The sequence below is a fragment of the Micromonospora sp. CA-240977 genome, assembly GCF_050942285.1.
Classification (GTDB): domain Bacteria; phylum Actinomycetota; class Actinomycetes; order Mycobacteriales; family Micromonosporaceae; genus Micromonospora.
In genome coordinates, this window is the sequence record NZ_CP192055.1 from 3316910 (window position 1) to 3333528 (window position 16619).

Genomic DNA, 16619 nt, shown 5'->3' on the forward strand with positions numbered 1-16619 from the left:
CTACTTTCGAAACATGTCTCTCAAGAATCCGTACGGGGATTTCGAGATCACCGAGCCGCAGGCGTTGCGGGCACTCGCCCATCCGGTGCGGCTGGCGATCCTCGAACACCTTCAGCGGCACGGCCCGGCCACGGCGACCGCGCTGTCGCCGCACGTCGGCGCCACCCCGTCGGTGGTCAGCTGGCACCTGCGGCACCTCGCGACGTTCGGTCTGGTCATCGACTGGGATGGCGCCACCAGCAAGCGGGAACGCTGGTGGCAGGCCGCTGCCCGGGGCTTCCGTTTCACCGCTACCGACAGCGTGGAAGGGCAGTCCGCCAGCCAACTGCTGCGCGGCGAGATGTTCGCCCGCACCGCCGACGCGCCCCAGCAGTGGCTGCTGCGCGAGGAGCCCCGGCTGGACCCCGAGTGGCGTGCCCTGGCCGGCATCGCCGACACCCGGTTCGTGGCCACCGCCGACGAGCTGCGGCAGCTTGAGGAGTCGATCGAAGAGCTGATCGCACCGTACGTGCGGCGCAAGGAGGAGTCGTCTCCGGACGGCGCGCGGATCGTCCGGATGCTGCGCTACCTCCTGCCCGAGCCCGGCGACGACGACCCGGCCGAGGCCGGCGACGAACCGGCCGCGTCGTGACCGCCACCGGCACCGCCACCGGTGTCGGGCCCCCGCCGGCCCTGCATCGCGACAGACGGTTCCGCACCTTCTGGATCGGGCAGACGATCTCCGATTTCGGTGATCGCATCAGCGAACTGGCCCTGCCACTGATCGCCGTCACCCTGCTCGCCGCGACGCCCGTGCAGGTCAGCGTCCTCACCGCGTTGATCTGGCTGCCGAACCTGCTGGGCCTGTTCCTCGGCGCCTGGGTGGACCAGCGCACCCACAAGCGGCGACTCCTGATCATCGCGGACCTGATCCGCGCCGCGGTGCTGCTCAGCCTGCCGGTGGTCTACCTGTTCGACGCGATCACCCTCACCCAGCTCTACCTGGTGGCACTGCTCACCGGCGCCGGGGCGGTGCTGTTCGCGATGGCGCGCCAGGCGTTCTTCGTGGCCCTGGTGCCGCGATCGGCGTACGTGGACGCGAACAGCAAGCTGAGCATGAGCCGCTCACTCTCGTTCATCGCCGGTCCGGCCGTCGGCGGTGGGCTGGTCCAGGCGCTGAGCGCGCCGGTCGCGATCGTCGTCGACGCGGTCTCCTTCCTCGGCTCCGCGCTGCTGCTCAGCCGCATCCCGGTGACCGAGCCACCACCGCCGCCGCGTCAGACGTCCACCCTCGGCCTGGTCCGCGAGGGGCTCGCGCTGGTGCTGCGGCACCCGGTGCTGCGGGCCGCCCTGGGTTGCACGAGCACTGTCAACTTCTTCACCTTCATCGCGAGCGCCCTGCTGGTGCTCTACGCCAGCCGCGAACTCGACCTGTCGGCCGGCGCGATCGGCCTCGCCATCGGATTCGGGGCGGTCGGCGGGCTCGCGGGGGCGGCGCTCGCGCCACGGATCTCGCGCGCCGTCGGACTGGGGCGTACCGCGATGATCGGCGCGGTGCTCTTTCCCGCGCCGCTGGCGCTGACCGCCCTGGTGTCCGGACCGACCTGGACGAAGGTGGCCGGGCTGGCGGCCATCGAGCTGGTCTCCAGCGCCGGGGTGATGCTGATGGACGTCAACCTCAACGCCCTGCTGGCCGCCGTGACACCCGACGACGCGCGGGGACGTCGTGCCGGCGCGTACAGCGCTGTCAACTACGGCATCCGACCGCTCGGCGCGCTGGTCGGTGGAGCGCTGGGCACCACCCTCGGGCTGCGACCGACCCTGGTCGTCGCCGGCCTGGGTGGTGTGCTCGCCGTGCTGTGGCTGCTCGCGTCGCCGGTGCGCCACATCAGGACCCTCGACGACCCCACGGCCCGACCTGACTGAGGTGCCGCACCTCGGATTGGCCCCGCCGCGGCGGCGCGCCGCAGCGGAGCCGCGTCGGGCGGCTCAGGCGGCCTCCGCCAGCAGGATCTGGGCCAGCTCGGTGGGCTGGGACAACATCGGCCAGTGACCGGTCGCCATCGTGACCAGTCGCCAGCGGTCGCTGGTCAGCAGCTTGGCCACTGTGTCGTTGGGCTCGGGCCCGTCGAGCAGGCACTTGAGGTACGTCGCCGGAAGCTCGCCCAGCGGGCGGGTCAACTCGGCCGGCTCGGTCAGCGTGGCACCCGGGTGCGCGGTGGAGCCCTCGACCAGCCGGGTCACCTGCTCGTCGGTGAGCCCCTGACCGTCGAGATCGGCCGCACCGAGCGGCGGCCAGAAGCCGCCGTTGTCGGCGATCAGCGCCTCGAACGCCGCCTGACCCTGCCACCAGCCGGACGCGAACGACCCACCGTCGACCGGCACCTCGGAGTCGACGAAGATCACCCGGGTCAACCGGTCGCCGATCCGCTCGGCGGCCTGACCCACCGGGATGCCCGAGTAGCTGTGCCCGACCAGCACCACGTCGCGCAGGTCACGGCGCTCGACCTCGTCGACGATGTCCCGCACGTGGGTCTGCTGGCCGGCGGCCACGCCCTGCCGCTCGGCGAGACCGGAGAGGGTCAGCGGGTAGGTGTCGTGCCCGGCCGCCCGCAGCGGAGGCACGACCTCGTCCCATGCCCACGACCCCAGCCACGCCCCTGCCACCAACACGAAATCAGCCATGGCCGGCACCCTAGCGCCGCCCTCCGACAGCCCGGCGGCTCAGGGCCAGGTGCGGGCCTGCGCCGCGAAGACCTCCGGTGGGCTCGCCACCGGCAGCACGCACAGGAGATGCCCACCGGGGGCCCGCAGGATCCGACACTCCAACCACCGCGACACCTCGGTGGCGCCCAGGTCGATCAGGCGGGCGGTCTCGGCCGTCACGTCGTCGGTCTCGATGTCGAGGTGGTAGCGCGCCGCGTCGTCCACCGACTGCACCGCCGTGACCAGCCCGGGCAGCGCCTCGTGCAGGCCGACGAACTGCGGCTCCGCCGGGTCGGATCGGGTGCTGACGCCGAGCGCCGCCGACCAGAACTCCGCCGCCTGGGCGGCCTCCGCCTCGGGGGCGTCGATCAGCAGTGCGTAGACACGACTCCGGTGCATGGCGGCAGCATATCGACTGCCATCGGTGCCGACGACGGCCCGGGGGCGCCCTCCTGCGCCGGTCGGAATCCCGCTCAGGCGTGGTCCCGTGCGGGCGGCCCGGCATCGACCGACATCCGGTGGATCCACACCGGGTAGTCGACGGCCGAGTGCCCGCCGTTGAGCCCGGCGGTCAGGTGCAACTGCGCCGCCGGCATCCACAGCCGGGCATCGGCATCGAGCCACATCGCGTCCACCCAGGACAGCCGGGGGTCGGCGACGAGGGTACGCACGCTGCGGTCGGGCGCCAGGGCGAGGACGCGCCGCCGTTCCAGGTCGCTGAGGTAGATGGTGCCGTCCGCGTCGATCGCCGTGCCGCCGGTGCTGGGCGTGTCACACCACCGTTCGACCCGCCCGGCCAGCTCGTCGACGGACACCGACGAGTCGTCCAACCAGCGGGTCGCGATCCGGGACATCCCGCCGGAGGCCGGTTGGTAGTAGAGCCACCGACCGTCCGGCGACACCTCCAACTGGTCGACGTGCAGGCGTACCTCGGCGCCGCCCGGGTCACGCAGCGGGCGGCCGTCGGCGACCACCGGGCCGCCCGCCGTGCTCGGGTGCCCGTCCAGCACGCGTCGGGGCCGACCCGAGTCGAGGTCGAGCACGATGAGGCCGGCCGCTCCGGCGTCGCTGAGGTACGCCACCGGGCCGTTGAATCGGACGTCGTCGACGTAGCTGTCCGGGTGCACCGCCTCGTCGAGGTGGTAGACCCGCTCCACGTGGTCGCCGTCGGGGTTGACCACGACCAGCCGAGCGCCGCCCGGCACCTGGGCGTCGCCGATCGACGGCGCACCCGAGTCGACGATCCACAGCCGGCCGTCCGGCCCGGCGCGCAACCCGTTGACGTGGACGAACGCCCCGTCCGGTGACTGGTCAGCCTGGTTCCACGCGGCGTTCGGGTACGGATCACGCCGGCCGTCCGGCAGCGCCTCGACGACCTGCACGCCAGGCCGGTCCGCCGACGGGTAGCTCAGGAACACCCGCCCGCGCAGGGTGGTCACGCCCGTGCACACCCGGTCCTCGTGGAGCACCGGCGTCAACCGGGGATCCTCCTCGGTGGGCAGCGACGACATCGACCCGCTCCTCACCCGCCCAGCGGCGTCCTCGGCTCCTGCCGGTAACCGACGGCTCCGGCCATCCGGCGCGGTATCCCCGCCGCGTGCCGGGCGAAACCGCCGGTCGTGGGGCATGCCGACGCCCCGCCGGTGGCCAGGGCACCCCGGCGCTCAGCCGGACGGCGGCGTCGGGGGGCCGACCTGGGCGGCGAGTCGCTTTGGGGCCATGACGCAGTAGCTCTCGGTGAGCAGCTCACCCACCTCCTCCCAGTCGGTGTCCCCGTCCAGGACCATGCCCAGCACGTTCGGAGCCCAGTCCGGTTTGTAGAACGGGTGCCCCACGGCGAGGAGCCCGGCGATCTCGTCCAGTGGCGACCGGAAGGTCAGCAGGCAGGCGGGCTGGTCGAGGACGGCGGCTCGTGCGGGGATCGGCTGGCGATCGGGGTCGACGGTGCGCACGTGGGCGATGGTCCGCTTGCGGATCCGCCAGCGGATGCCCACCCACGCGGGCTCCTCGTAGGTCTCCGGCAGCCCGAGACAGATCGGCCGCAGCCGGCCGAGCATCTCGGGCGGGACGTCTCCGGGTTCGGTCACGGGCAGCGACCCTAGTCGGCCGGTGTGACAGGTTGCGCTCGTCGGCCGCCGCCCGGCCCGGTGGTGCGCGCCCCGCCGATCCGCGAGGATGGGCCGTGGCGACCCTGGGCCGTCGTCCAGGCTCGACCCACCCCCGCGCCCGTTGAGGAGTGCCGTGCCGTCCACCCTGCTCTCCCGCCGCGACCTCGACTTCCTGCTGCACGACTGGTTGGGGGTGTGTCAGCTCGTCGAGCGCCCCCGCTACGCCGAGCACTCCCGGGAAACCTTCGACGACGCCCTGGACCTCGCCGAGCGGGTGGCCACCGAGCAGTTCGCCCCGCACAACCGCGCCGCCGACCTCGCCGAGCCCACCTTCGACGGGCAGCGGGTGCGGCTCATCCCGCAGGTCCGCGCGGCGCTGGACAGCTTCGCCGAGACGGGCCTGCTCACCGCCGGGCTGGACGCCTCGGTCGGCGGCCTGCAACTGCCGCACGCCGTCGCGGCGGCCTGCTTCACCTGGTTCCAGGCGGCCAACGTGGCGACCTCGGCGTACCCGTTCCTCACCCTGGGCAACGCCAACCTGCTGCTGGCGCACGGCAGCGCCGAGCAGGTGGACACTTACGTCCGGCCCATGCTCGACGGCCGGTTCTTCGGCACCATGTGCCTGTCCGAGCCGCACGCCGGCAGCTCACTGGCCGACATCACCACCCGGGCGGAGCCCCAGGCGGACGGCACGTACCGGGTCTTCGGCACCAAGATGTGGATCTCCGGCGGGGATCATGAGCTGGCCGAGAACATCGTCCACCTGGTGCTGGCGCGGATCCCCGGCGGCCCGCCCGGCGTGAAGGGCATCTCGCTGTTCATCGTGCCGAAGGTGCTGGTCGGCCCGGGCGGCTCGCTCGGCGACCGCAACGACGTCGTGTTGGCCGGGCTCAACCACAAGATGGGTTTCCGGGGCACCACCAACACCCTGCTCAACTTCGGCGACGGGGGGCACACCCCGGGCGGTCGCGCCGGTGCGGTCGGCCACCTGGTCGGCGCGCCACACCAGGGCCTGGCCCAGATGTTCCACATGATGAACGAGGCCCGGATCGGGGTCGGAGCCGGCGCCACCGCGCTGGGCTACGCCGGCTACCTCAAGAGCCTGGCGTACGCGAAGGAGCGACCGCAGGGCCGTCCGGTCGGTGCGAAGGACCCGGCCACGGCGCAGGTGCCGATCATCGACCACCCGGACGTACGACGGATGCTGCTGGCGCAGAAGAGCTACGTGGAGGGGGCGCTGGCGCTGGTGCTCTACTGCGCGCGGCTGCTCGACGAGCAGAAGACCGCCCCGGTCGAGGCGGACCGCGAACGCGCGCACCTGCTGCTGGACGTGCTCACGCCGATCACCAAGAGCTGGCCGTCGCAGTGGTGCCTCACCGCCAACGACCTGGCGATCCAGGTGCTCGGAGGTGCCGGGTACACCCGCGATCACGACGTGGAGCAGCACTACCGGGACAACCGGCTCAACCCGATCCACGAGGGCACCCACGGCATCCAGGCGCTGGATCTGCTGGGGCGCAAGATGACCATGCGGGGCGGCGCCGGCCTCGCGGTGTTGACGGCGACGATCGGCGACACTGTCGAGCGCGGCCGGAAGGCCGGCGGCGAGGCGGCCGGACTGGCGGACCGGCTGGCCGCCGCGGTGGACCGGACAACCGCGGTCACCCGTCGGCTGTGGGCCGACGGTGACCCGGTGCTCGCCCTGGCCAACGCCACCGCCTACCTGGAGGCGGTCGGGCATGTAGTGATCGCGTGGATGTGGTTGGAGCAGGTGCTGGCGCTGCCGCCGGAGGGGGCCGGCGACGCGTTCCACGCCGGCAAGCGCCAGGCCGCGCGCTACTTCTTCCTGGTCGAGCTGCCCCGCACCGGCCCGCAGTTCGACCTGCTGGACAGCCGGGACCGCACGACCCTCGACATGCGCCCGGACTGGTTCTGAGCGGCCCGGCCGTCAGCGTCGACGGTTCTGTTGCTGCATCGCCTGCCGCCCCTTGACCACACCCAGGATGATCACGATCACCAGCGCGATCAGACCGATGATGATCAGCCAGCGGACGGCCTCCAGGATCAGCCCGAGCAGGATCAGCACGCCAGCGACCACGCCGACGACCCAGAGCAGTGCACGCATGTCCACCTCCGGTAACCGGCCGCGCCTCGTCCGGCGGGCACGGGGTCACCTTCCCGATCCGGCCGCCGCCATGCCCGAGCGACGGGAGAAGCCGCAGGCCCGCGCGGTCGAGGCTTGATCGACCCCGGGTCCTCGCGGTCGCGGCGGACGGGGGAGGGGACGCCCCGACCTCCGGACGGCCGAGTCGATCAGGGGCGGCTCAGCCCCCGGTCCGCGCCACGTAGACAGTGTTCGCGGACTCGCCGCCGGTCAGCGGGTTCGCGAACGGCACGACGTGCGCCCGCACGTCCACGAACACCTCGCCGAGCGCCGCGGTGAACTCGGCGTCCGGCGGGTCGTCCGACCAGAGCGCGAAGACCCCCTCCGGGCGCAGCAACGCGGCCAGACGACGCAGACCGGCCGGCGGGTAGAACGCCGCGTGGCTGGGGTGCAGGACGTTGCGCGGTGAATGGTCGACGTCGAGCAGCACGGCGTCGAACCGTCGCCCGGGCACCTCGGCGTCGAAGCCGACGTCACCGGCCACCGCCGCGAAGAAGTCGGCCTGCACGAACCGGGTCCGCGGGTCCTCGGCGAGCCCCGCCGCGAACGGCAGCAGACCCCGACGGTGCCAGTCGATCACGTCCTCGATCGCCTCCACCACCAGCAGCGACCGCACCCTGGGGTCGCCGAGCGCCGCGCAGGCGGTGTAGCCCAACCCGAGACCGCCGACCACCACGTCGAGCGAGTCACCGGCCACCTCGGCGAGACCCAACCGGGCCAGCTCGATCTCCGCGACCGGGAACAGGCTGGACATCAGGTACTCGTCGTCGAGCTTGACCTCGTACACCTCGACCTGGAGGGCCGGATCCCGGCGTCTGCGCAGGCTGATCGCGCCGATCGGGGTCTCCCGCCAGGCCAGCTCCTCGAAACGCGCGCCCACGGGTGCCCTCTCGCCGCCGGATTCGTCCCCGGATGGTACCGGTTGCCCCGTGCCGGACACGCAGGGTCCCGAGACATCGACGCAACGCATATTCTGTGCCCCGGCCGATCCACCGGAAGGGACCTCATGCCGTCGCGGCAGGACCAGCTGCACTCCTACCAGTTCAGCGTCCAGCGGGCGGTCGCCGCTCTGGTCATGCGGGAAACCGACCCCGCGCAGTCGCCGTTTCGGCGGCTGGCCGGCGCCGGCCTGGCCAGCGTCCTGGTCGCGGCGATCGGGCTCGGCGGCTTCGCGCTCTACGGCCTGTTCGCCGGGGGCGGCAAGGGTTGGCGTGACCCGGGCGCGGTGATCGTGGAGAAGGAGTCCGGCGCCCGGTTCGTCTACCGCGAGCAGAAGCTGCACCCGGTGCTCAACTACGCCTCCGCGCTGCTGATCGTCGGCGCGGACCAGTCCAAGACCGTGCTGGTCTCCCGACGCACGATCGACGGCGTGCCGCGCGGGCTGCCGCTGGGCATCGCCGACGCGCCCGACTCGCTGCCCGCTCCCGGCCGGCTGGCCACGGCGGCGTGGACCGTCTGCTCGACGACGCCGGCCGGCGAGGCGCCCCGCTCCGCGCTGCTGATCGGCACCGAGCCCGAGGGCGGCCGGCCGCTGGGCGACGAGGCGTTGCTGCTGCGGCACCCCGACGGCGGGCTGCACCTGGTCTGGCACCAGCGGCGCTACCTGGTCCGCGATCCCAGCCGGGTGCTGGCGGCGCTCGCCACCACCCGGGCGCAGGCGGTGGAGGTGGCGCCCGCCCTGCTCAACTCACTGCCCGCCGGCGCCGACCTCGCCCCACTCGACCTGCCCGGGCTGGGTCAGCCCGCCACCCGGGTGGCGGGCGCCGCGATCGGCACTGTCTACCTGGTGAGCAACTCCGGTGGCGGCCGGCAGTACGCGGTCGCCGTCGACGCCGGCGTGGCCGGCATCACCGAGTTGCAGGCCGGGCTGCTGCTGGCGCGCACCGGTCAGGGTGAGCCGGCCCCGATGACGTTGGGTCGCTTCGCCGCGCTGCCCACGGTGCCCGACCTCGCGCCGAGCGGTGCGAACGCCCCACCGCCGACCCCGCCCCGGCTCGCGGCGGCTGACGACGGCGCCCTCTGCACCCGGGTCGCCGACGACGGCGGGGTTGCCGAGGTGCGCTGGGGCGTACGGCTGCGGGACCTGGCGGCCACGCCGCGGACCGTGCCCGGTGGCGGTGCGGTGCTGGCCGACCACGTGGTGGTGGAGCCGGGTCGCGGCGCGGTGGTCGAGGCCGCCGCGGCGCCCGGCGCGGCCGGCGGCGCGGTCTCGGTGGTCACCGACCTGGGCCGACGCTACGTGCTGGCCAACCGGGACGTGCTCCCGATGCTCGGTTACCGCGACGTGCGCCCGCTGCGGCTGCCCGCCGGGCTGGTCAGCCTGGTGCCCGCCGGCGCCACCCTCGACCCGGCCGCCGCTCGCGCCGTCGCCGCCCCCGACTGAGGTGACGCCCGACCGGGGCCGGGTCGGGTCGGGTGTCAGTCGGCCGGGCGGCGCAGGATGCTCACCGCGAACGGCGCGTCGTCGCGCCACGGGCGCAGGTCCCAGGTGGCGAAGCGGTGCTCCACGCGCAGCCCGGCGGCCACCGCGTCGGCGTCGAACGCGGTAAGGGGGTAACCCCGCTCGGTGCCGAAGCCCACGGTCAGCACACCGTCGGGGCGCAGGTGTGCGGCGACCCGGCGCAGCACCTCCGGTTCGGTGCCGACGGCGACGAACGCGAGGACGTTGCCGGCCAGCACCGCCGCGTCGAACGGCTCCGCCTCACCCAGCGCCGGCAGGTCCAGCTCGGCCAGGTCGGCGACCAGCCACGTCGGGCCGGGATGGTCGGCGCGGGCGGCGTCGACAAGCATCGGGTCGGCGTCCACTCCCACCACCGTGTGGCCACGCTCGGCCAACGCGGCGCCGACCCGGCCGGTGCCGCTGCCGGCGTCGAGGATCCGGGAGCCGGGCGCGACAAGCGTGTCCACCAGGCGGGCCTCGCCGGCCAGGTCCTCGCCCTCGGCGGCGAGCTTGCGGAACCTGTCGATATACCACTGTGAGTGCTCGGGGCCGGTGTCGGTCGCCCAGCGGGTCGGGTTGGCCATGTGGCCACCGTAACCGGGCCGGTGCGGATGCGGTCGGGGACCCGGAGGAGACCATCATCCCTTCTCCGCGCCGCTGGTCAGCCCCTCGGTGAGCAGCCGCTCGCTGGCGAAGAAGAGGATCACGATGGGGAGGGTGAGCACTACCGACCCGGCCATCAGCACCGTCTTGGGCACCTCCACCCCGTCGGCGAGCAGGGACAGCCCCAGCGACACCGTCCACCGGTCGGGCTTGTCGATCAGGAACAGCAGCGCGAAGAGGAACTCGTTCCAGGCGATCATGAAGTCGTACAGCGCGACCGCCATGATCGACGGCAGGGCGAGGGGCAGGCTGACGCGGCGGATGATGCCGAGCCGACCGGCGCCGTCGATGGCCGCGGACTCCTCCAGGCTCACCGGGATGGTCTCGAAGTAGTTGCGCAGCATGTAGACCGACACCGGCAGCGTCTGCGAGATGTAGACAAGCACCAGGCCGAACAGCGAGCCGCGCAGCTCGGCAAGGCTGAACACCACGAACAGGGGGATCGCGATGACGATCGACGGAAACAGGTAGACCGCCAGGAACAGGAAGTCGACCTGCCGCCGGCCGAAGAACCGTAGCCGGGCCACCGCGTACGCGCCGGGGATCGCCACCACCAGGGTGAGCACCGTCGCCGCGACCGCCACCACCCCGCTGTTGCGGATGAAGGTGAGGAACCCCTGGCCCCCGTCGTCGGTGGCCTTCAGGACCTCGGCGTACGTCCCCACTGTCAGCTCACCGAAGCCGACCACCAGCTTGCCGGGGTCGAGCAGCAGCTGCTCGATGGGGCGTACCGAGAGCACCAGCATGTAGTAGAAGGGGAAGACGGTGACCACCAGGAACACGGCGATCACCAGGCGGCGCAGCCAACGCAGGCTCACCGTCTCGACCACGTCGCGGTCCATCAGCCGGCCCTCCGTCCGAAGAAGCGCAGATAGATCAGCACGAACACGATGAGCACCACGGCCAGCACGACCGCCTGCGCGGAGGCCGCGCCGATGTCGGTGCGGGCGGTGAGGAACTCGTACACCCGCACGCTGACCACCTCGGTGCCGGCCGCGCCACCGGTGAGCAGGTAGACGTCGTCGAACTTGTTGAACGTCATGATGAAGCGCAGCACGCCGAGCAGGGCGATCACCGGCAGCAGTTGGGGCAGCAGGATGTGCCGGAACCGTTGGGTGGGGGTGGCGCCGTCGACCCGGGCGGCCTCCTCCAGGTCGCCGGGCACCGCCTGGAGCCGGGCCAGCAGGAACAGGAACGCGAACGGGAAGTACCGCCACGCCTCGAAGGCGATGACAGTGGTCAGCGCTGTCGACTCCTGGGACAGGAACGGCACCGGGGCGTCCCAGCCCAGCAGGCGTTGGCCCCACGCGTTGACGATGCCGAGCTGGGGGTCGAGCATCACCTGCCACACGAACGTCACAGCGACCACCGGCGCCACGTACGGCAGCAGCATGGACGCCCGGACCAGCGTGCGGCCCCGGAACGGCCGGCGGACCACCAGCGCGGCCACCAGACCGAGCACTATCGACCCGACGGTGCCACCGATGCTGTAGATCAGCGTGACCCACAGCGTCTCGGCGAAGCCGGGGGTGTGCAGCACCCGGTCGAAGTTGTCGATCGTGAAGTCGCCGAACAAGCCGGTCTTGCGCAACGTGGCGAGCCGGACCCGCTGGAAGGCGAGCACCACGGTCCACACGATCGGGATGCCGATGACCGCGATGGTGACGAGCAGGGTCGGTGCGACGAGCGCGAGCCCGGCCCGGGACTCGCGGCGGCGCAGGGTCAGTGGGCGACGGCGGTCGGCCCGTCCCGGCCGCTCCCCGCCGGGGGAGCGGCCGGTCTCGGGCGCGGTGGTGGTCAATTGACGCCCGCCTTGATGGCCTCGACGTCCTTCTTGGCCCGGCCGGCGGCGGCCGCGGCGTCGGACTTGCCGGAGTAGACGTCGGTCAGCGCCTTGGGCACCGGCAGCTCACCGAGCATGGCGCCGACCAGCTTGCCCTGCCCCTGGGTGAGCCCCCACCGCTGGAAGGTGTCCGGGCTGCGGCGCAGCGTGGCCAGCACCTCCTCGCCGAACACCTCGGCGAGCGGTTTCTTCACGTCCACCCCGGCCTGGCTGGTGTTCCACGCCGTCAGGTACGCCTCGGGCTCGGCCGTGGTGCCCTTGCGCACCGGGAAGCGGCCCTCGGGGGACATGCCGAACCAGCGCGGGTAGCCGTCGCTGAGCATGTACTCCACGAAGGACTTCGCGGGGTCGCTCACCGCGCCGTCGAGCACCGCCCACGAGCTGATCTCGCCGTACTGTGCCGGCTCGGTGCCGTTCGGGCCCTTGATCGCGGTGACGAAGCCGCTGTTCATCGCGAGGAACGCCGGGTCGCTCTGACACTGCGGGCAGGTCGGCTTGGCGTCGTTGCGGAGCCCGGCCAGCTCGTCGAGGATGAACGGCGACCAGATGACCATGGCCGCCTTGCCGGCGAAGTAGGTGGCCCGGGTGGTGTCGACGTCCTGGGCGCCCTTGACCGAGCTGGTGCGGATCAGGTCGCCGTAGAAGCGGATCGCCTCCACGCACTGGGGCGAGTCGAGGGTGACCTTCCCGGAGTCGTCGGTGAGTTGGCAGCCGTTGGCAAGGGCCAGGTGCTCGAATGTCTGCTGGGTGAACACGTCGCTGGCGGAGGTGGCCGCGGTGATCCCGGCGACGCCGCCGGTGTTGAGTTTCGTCGCGGCGTCGGTGATCCGCTCGTACGTGTCCGGTGCGGGCAGGCCGGCGGCGGCGAACAGGTCCTTGCGGTAGACGAGCAGCTGCCCCCACCCGTCACTGGGGACGGAGAGCTGCTTGCCGTCGTCGGAGGTCAGCTCCAACGCCCGGGGCGAGAACGTCTGCCTGCCCAGCTTGTCGACGACCTCGGCGTTCGCCGAGGCGTGCAGCAGCTCGTTGCCGGCGAGCGTACGGATGCCGGCGAGGGAGACCGAGCCGACCACGTCGGGCAGGTCGCCGGCGGCGGCGTTGGCGGCGATCAGGGAGGGGAACTGGTCCTCGTTGACGGTCACGAGGTCGACCTGGATCCCCGTCCTGGCGGTGAAGTCGGCGATGATCGCCTTGGTGGCGGTCACCCGATCGGCGACGTCTTCCAGGCTCCAGACGGTGATCTTTTTGCTGTTGCTGTCCGGTTCGTCGTCTCCGCAGGCCAGCAGGGTGGACGTTGCCAGTGCCAGGATCAGGGTGGTGGCGAGTATCCGCCTCGGAGGTGCTGACATCGGTGGCACTCCTCTCGAAGGGTACATGCCGGATTCAACACCATCGATAGATCAATGACAAGACATATGGCGATTTTTTGCTATCCTGGAGCCCAGTGCTACCGGGATGTGACACATGGGCAACTGGGTCGTCTCTCTCGCCGGGCCTCGACGGATCAGCCTCGAGCCCTGCCCACCGGATCCGCTCGGCCCCGGCCAGGTCCGGGTCCGCACCTGCTACTCGGGCATCTCCGCCGGCACCGAGCTGACCCTCTACCGGGGCAGCAATCCCCGGCTCAGCAAGGACTGGGACGACACCGCCCGGATGTTCGTCCCCCGCCAGACCCCGGTTCCCTACCCGCTGATCGGCTTCGGCTACGAAGAGGTCGGCGAGATCATCGAGGTGGCCCCGGAGGTCACCGACCGGCACCCCGGGCAGCTCGTCTGGGGCATCTGGGGTCACCGGGCCGAGGCGGTGCTCACCGCCGACGCGGTCCGTCCACTCCCCGCCGGGCTGGACCCGCTCGCCGCCGTCTTCGCCCGGCCCGGCGCCATCGCGCTGACCGCGGTGCTCGCCGGTGACCTGCACCTCGGTGACTGGGTCGGCGTCTTCGGGCAGGGCGTCATCGGGCTGCTCGCCACCCGACTCGCCGTGCTCTCCGGCGCCCGGGTGGTGGCAGTCGATCCGGTGCCCGGTCGGTTGGCCCACGCCGCCCGCTACGGCGCGAGAGCCACAGTGGACGCCCGCGCGGAATCCGCCGCGGCCGTGCTGCGCCGGGCCACCGGCGGCCGGGGCGCGGACGTCTGCCTGGAGCTGTCCGGCGCGTACCCGGCGCTGCACGAGGCCATCCGGTCCACCGCGCACGCCGGCCGGGTCGTGGCCGCCGGCTTCTACCAGGGCCAGGCCGACGCGCTCGGCCTCGGCGAGGAGTTCCACCACAACCGCATCCAGCTGGTGGCCGCCCAGGTCTCCGGGCCCACCCCCGCGCCGAGCATGGCCGGCCGGTGGACCGGAGACCGGGTGGCGCAGACCTTCATGGATCTGGTGGCTGAGCACAGCCTCGACCCGATGCCGCTGGTCAGCCACATCGTCGACGCCAGCGCCGTCGCCGACGCCCTCGCGCTGCTCGACCGCGGCGCCGGTGACGTCCTCCAAGTGGTGTTGAGGTTCTGAAATGACCACCATCGCGCTGGCCTGCCAGGAACAACTCCTGCCGGGCACCGACCTGACCCAGAAGTACGCGCTCGCGACCGCCCTCGGCTACCAGGGCATCGAGTTACGCGGGCGCGGTGACCTCGCCTTCGCCCGCCGATTGCCGGAGCTGCGCCGGGCCCGCGCCGACGGGGCAGTGCTGCCCACCGTCTGCGTCGAGATGGACCACTTCATCGGCGACTTCGACCCGGCCCGCTCCGCCGACGCCGTCCGCAACCTGCGCTCGCAGCTCTCGGTGATCGCCGAGGTGGGCGGCGTCGGCGTGCTGACCCCGGCGGCCTGGGGGATGTTCTCCCGACGGCTACCACCGTTCGAGCCGCCGCGTCCGCCGGCCGGCGACCGGCAGGTCCTCCTCGACGCCCTCGGCGAGCTGGGCGAACACGCCAGGGCCGAGGGGGTCACCCTCTTCCTCGAACCCCTCAACCGGTACGAGGACCACATGGTCAACCGTCTCGACGAGGCGGTCGCGCTCTGCGCCGCCGTCGGGATGCCGTCGGTCCGGGTGGTCGCCGACACCTTCCACATGAACATCGAGGAGGACGACATGCACCGCGCGCTGCGTGCCGCCGCCCCCTACCTCGGGCACGTGCAGGTCAGCGACTCGAACAGGTTCCAGCCCGGCGCCGGGCACCTGGACTGGCCGGCACTGGTGCGTACCCTGCTGGAACTGGACTACCGGGGCTGGCTGGCCCTGGAATGCCGGCTGCGCGGAGACCCGGTCCGGGCGCTGCAACAGGCCGCGACGGTCCTGCGACACGCGCTGCCCCGGGAGGCCGCCGCGTGACCGCCGGAGGGCTGACAGCCGACGCCGACCCCGCCCGCACCGGTGGGCCGGTCGACGGTGCCGGGCTGCGCCAGCTCGCCGTCGACACCCTCGACGCCAACTGGGAACGCGACCACACGGTGCCCTCGCGCACCCTCTACCCGCACCAGTGGAGCTGGGACTCCGCGTTCATCGCGGTCGGGCTGGCCCAGGTCCGCCCCGAGCGCGCCTGGCGGGAGCTGGCGAGCCTCTTCCGGGCGCAGTGGGCCGACGGGCGGGTGCCGCACATCGTGTTCAACCCGGCGATGCGGGTCGGCACGTACTTCCCGGGGCCGGAGCTGTGGCGCTCGGCGAGCGTCGCGGGCACACCCGCCGTGGACACCTCCGGCCTGGTCCAGCCACCGGTGCACGCGCTCGCCGCGTGGCTGGCGTACCGGCGGGCGCCGGACCCCGCCGGGCTGGCCGCGCTGCGCCGGCTCTATCCCGCGCTGGTCGCCCAGCAGCGCTACCTGGCGACGCGGCGGGACGTGGCCGGTGACGGGCTGGTCTGCATCGTGCACCCGTGGGAGTCCGGGTTGGACAACAGCCCGGCCTGGGACGAGCCGATGGCCGCAGTGGCGGCGGAGGCGACCGTCATGCGCGCGTACCGTCGGCACGACACCGCGCACGCCGACGCCGCGCACCGCCCCACCGACCTGGACTACGCGCGCTACCTGGCGATCGTCGCGGCCTACCGGGACCACTGCTACTCCGACCGCCGGCTCGCCGACGGTCACCCGTTCCTTGTGGAGTGCCCGCTGTTCAACGCGGCGTTCGGGTCCGCCGAACACGCCCTCGCCGAGATCGCCGTGCTGGTCGGCGCCGACCCGGGGCCGCACCGGGCCCGCGCGGTCCAGATCACCGAGGCGCTGCTACGACGGCTCTGGGACCACGGCACCGGGACGTTCCAGCCCCGTGACCTGCGCACCGACCGGCTGGTCAGCGCCCGTACCGTGCTCGGCCTGACGCCACTGATCCTGCCCGACCTGCCCGCGCGGCAGGCCGACGCGCTGGTCGTCGAGGCCCGGTCGGCGCGGTTCGGCGTTGCCCGGCGCATGGACCGGCCGTTGCCCACCTACGACCGCACCGCGCGCGACTTCGAGCCCTTGCGCTACTGGCGTGGGCCGAGTTGGCTGAACATCGGTTGGCTGGTCCGGCGCGGGCTGCTCGCGCACGGGCACCCGGAGCTGGCCGCCGGGCTGCGCCGCTCGATGATCGACCTGGTCGGCGGGGCCGGCTGCCACGAGTACTTCCACCCGGACACCGGCGCCGGGCTGGGCTCGCCGGCGTTCAGCTGGACCGCCGCGCTGCTGCTCGACCTGCTGGCCGACTGACCGTGCGGCGGCCACCGGCTGGTAGCGTGCCGGATCTTC

Annotated in this window: 17 protein-coding genes; 7 read left to right on the top strand and 10 right to left on the bottom strand. The window is 72.7% G+C overall.

Annotated features, from left to right (window positions below):
* Positions 1-13: 13 nt before the first annotated feature.
* Together ACQPWW_RS15105 and ACQPWW_RS15110 are read left to right on the top strand one after the other, a co-directional pair.
* A complete protein-coding gene (locus ACQPWW_RS15105; protein ID WP_433133172.1) occupies positions 14-631 on the top strand; it encodes an ArsR/SmtB family transcription factor in 618 nt (205 codons plus the stop codon).
* Entirely contained in the window at positions 628-1905 is a 1278-nt protein-coding gene (locus ACQPWW_RS15110; protein ID WP_433133174.1) for an MFS transporter, read from the top strand. Before ACQPWW_RS15105 ends, ACQPWW_RS15110 begins: the two co-directional genes overlap by 4 nt.
* A 63-nt stretch (positions 1906-1968) precedes the next feature.
* Here the strand turns inward: ACQPWW_RS15110 and ACQPWW_RS15115 are convergent, their stop codons facing one another.
* The 4 genes from ACQPWW_RS15115 to ACQPWW_RS15130 all read right to left on the bottom strand — a co-directional run bounded on the left by ACQPWW_RS15115 (position 1969) and on the right by ACQPWW_RS15130 (position 4772).
* On the bottom strand, positions 1969-2664 hold the full coding sequence (locus ACQPWW_RS15115; RefSeq protein WP_433133176.1) for an alpha/beta fold hydrolase: 696 nt from the start codon (positions 2662-2664) through the stop codon (positions 1969-1971).
* A 39-nt stretch (positions 2665-2703) separates the two neighbouring features.
* Entirely contained in the window at positions 2704-3084 is a 381-nt protein-coding gene (locus tag ACQPWW_RS15120; protein WP_433133178.1) for a VOC family protein, read from the bottom strand.
* A 74-nt stretch (positions 3085-3158) separates the two neighbouring features.
* Positions 3159-4196 (bottom strand): SMP-30/gluconolactonase/LRE family protein, encoded by a 1038-nt coding sequence (locus tag ACQPWW_RS15125; protein WP_433133180.1) that lies wholly within the window; start codon positions 4194-4196, stop codon positions 3159-3161.
* Between the two features lie 153 nt (positions 4197-4349).
* Positions 4350-4772 (bottom strand): MmcQ/YjbR family DNA-binding protein, encoded by a 423-nt coding sequence (locus tag ACQPWW_RS15130; protein ID WP_433133182.1) that lies wholly within the window; start codon positions 4770-4772, stop codon positions 4350-4352.
* A gap of 154 nt (positions 4773-4926) precedes the next feature.
* Between ACQPWW_RS15130 and ACQPWW_RS15135 the strand changes: the two genes are divergently transcribed.
* Entirely contained in the window at positions 4927-6729 is a 1803-nt protein-coding gene (locus ACQPWW_RS15135; RefSeq protein ID WP_433133184.1) for an acyl-CoA dehydrogenase, read from the top strand.
* A 12-nt stretch (positions 6730-6741) separates the two neighbouring features.
* On the opposite strand, the gene ACQPWW_RS15140 is transcribed toward ACQPWW_RS15135, so the two are convergent.
* A complete protein-coding gene (locus ACQPWW_RS15140) occupies positions 6742-6918 on the bottom strand; it encodes a hypothetical protein (protein WP_433133186.1) in 177 nt (58 codons plus the stop codon).
* A gap of 199 nt (positions 6919-7117) precedes the next feature.
* Positions 7118-7837 carry a spermidine synthase gene (locus tag ACQPWW_RS15145; protein WP_433133188.1) on the bottom strand — a complete coding sequence of 240 codons (720 nt, stop codon included), beginning with the start codon at positions 7835-7837 and terminating at the stop codon, positions 7118-7120.
* A 126-nt stretch (positions 7838-7963) separates the two neighbouring features.
* Here ACQPWW_RS15145 and eccB point away from each other — a divergent pair, with 126 nt between their 5' ends.
* Positions 7964-9340, top strand: a complete 1377-nt coding sequence (gene eccB / locus ACQPWW_RS15150) for a type VII secretion protein EccB (protein ID WP_433133190.1) — start codon at positions 7964-7966, stop codon at positions 9338-9340.
* A 35-nt stretch (positions 9341-9375) separates the two neighbouring features.
* Here the strand turns inward: eccB and ACQPWW_RS15155 are convergent, their stop codons facing one another.
* Genes ACQPWW_RS15155 through ACQPWW_RS15170 form a run of 4 tightly spaced genes read right to left on the bottom strand, consistent with a single transcriptional unit; the run spans position 9376 to position 13252 of the window.
* Positions 9376-9981 carry a class I SAM-dependent methyltransferase gene (locus ACQPWW_RS15155; RefSeq protein WP_433133192.1) on the bottom strand — a complete coding sequence of 202 codons (606 nt, stop codon included), beginning with the start codon at positions 9979-9981 and terminating at the stop codon, positions 9376-9378.
* 54 nt (positions 9982-10035) lie between these two features.
* Complete coding sequence (locus ACQPWW_RS15160; protein ID WP_433133194.1) at positions 10036-10902, bottom strand: carbohydrate ABC transporter permease; 867 nt, start codon at positions 10900-10902, stop codon at positions 10036-10038.
* A complete protein-coding gene (locus ACQPWW_RS15165; RefSeq protein ID WP_433133197.1) occupies positions 10902-11861 on the bottom strand; it encodes a carbohydrate ABC transporter permease in 960 nt (319 codons plus the stop codon). The genes ACQPWW_RS15160 and ACQPWW_RS15165 overlap by 1 nt, the downstream gene beginning before the upstream one ends.
* Positions 11858-13252, bottom strand: coding sequence for an ABC transporter substrate-binding protein (locus ACQPWW_RS15170; RefSeq protein ID WP_433133199.1), 1395 nt, complete (start codon positions 13250-13252; stop codon positions 11858-11860). The genes ACQPWW_RS15165 and ACQPWW_RS15170 overlap by 4 nt, the downstream gene beginning before the upstream one ends.
* A 115-nt stretch (positions 13253-13367) precedes the next feature.
* Here ACQPWW_RS15170 and ACQPWW_RS15175 point away from each other — a divergent pair, with 115 nt between their 5' ends.
* Genes ACQPWW_RS15175 through ACQPWW_RS15185 form a run of 3 tightly spaced genes read left to right on the top strand, consistent with a single transcriptional unit; the run spans position 13368 to position 16580 of the window.
* Positions 13368-14405, top strand: a complete 1038-nt coding sequence (locus ACQPWW_RS15175; RefSeq protein WP_433133201.1) for a zinc-dependent alcohol dehydrogenase — start codon at positions 13368-13370, stop codon at positions 14403-14405.
* A gap of 1 nt (position 14406) precedes the next feature.
* Positions 14407-15228 (top strand): TIM barrel protein, encoded by an 822-nt coding sequence (locus ACQPWW_RS15180; protein WP_433133203.1) that lies wholly within the window; start codon positions 14407-14409, stop codon positions 15226-15228.
* A complete protein-coding gene (locus ACQPWW_RS15185) occupies positions 15225-16580 on the top strand; it encodes an MGH1-like glycoside hydrolase domain-containing protein (RefSeq protein ID WP_433133205.1) in 1356 nt (451 codons plus the stop codon). Before ACQPWW_RS15180 ends, ACQPWW_RS15185 begins: the two co-directional genes overlap by 4 nt.
* The last annotated feature ends 39 nt before the right edge of the window (positions 16581-16619 follow it).

What these genes read in the sequence shown, in the direction of transcription:
- ACQPWW_RS15105 (WP_433133172.1), top strand. Translation starts at nt 14, where the DNA reads ATGTCTCTCAAGAATCCGTACGGGGATTTCGAGATCACCGAGCCGCAG.
- ACQPWW_RS15115 (WP_433133176.1), bottom strand. Translation starts at nt 2,664, where the DNA reads ATGGCTGATTTCGTGTTGGTGGCAGGGGCGTGGCTGGGGTCGTGGGCA.
- ACQPWW_RS15120 (WP_433133178.1), bottom strand. Translation starts at nt 3,084, where the DNA reads ATGCACCGGAGTCGTGTCTACGCACTGCTGATCGACGCCCCCGAGGCG.
- ACQPWW_RS15125 (WP_433133180.1), bottom strand. Translation starts at nt 4,196, where the DNA reads ATGTCGTCGCTGCCCACCGAGGAGGATCCCCGGTTGACGCCGGTGCTC.
- ACQPWW_RS15140 (WP_433133186.1), bottom strand. Translation starts at nt 6,918, where the DNA reads ATGCGTGCACTGCTCTGGGTCGTCGGCGTGGTCGCTGGCGTGCTGATC.
- eccB (WP_433133190.1), top strand. Translation starts at nt 7,964, where the DNA reads ATGCCGTCGCGGCAGGACCAGCTGCACTCCTACCAGTTCAGCGTCCAG.
- ACQPWW_RS15155 (WP_433133192.1), bottom strand. Translation starts at nt 9,981, where the DNA reads ATGGCCAACCCGACCCGCTGGGCGACCGACACCGGCCCCGAGCACTCA.
- ACQPWW_RS15160 (WP_433133194.1), bottom strand. Translation starts at nt 10,902, where the DNA reads ATGGACCGCGACGTGGTCGAGACGGTGAGCCTGCGTTGGCTGCGCCGC.
- ACQPWW_RS15170 (WP_433133199.1), bottom strand. Translation starts at nt 13,252, where the DNA reads ATGTCAGCACCTCCGAGGCGGATACTCGCCACCACCCTGATCCTGGCA.
- ACQPWW_RS15175 (WP_433133201.1), top strand. Translation starts at nt 13,368, where the DNA reads ATGGGCAACTGGGTCGTCTCTCTCGCCGGGCCTCGACGGATCAGCCTC.
- ACQPWW_RS15180 (WP_433133203.1), top strand. Translation starts at nt 14,407, where the DNA reads ATGACCACCATCGCGCTGGCCTGCCAGGAACAACTCCTGCCGGGCACC.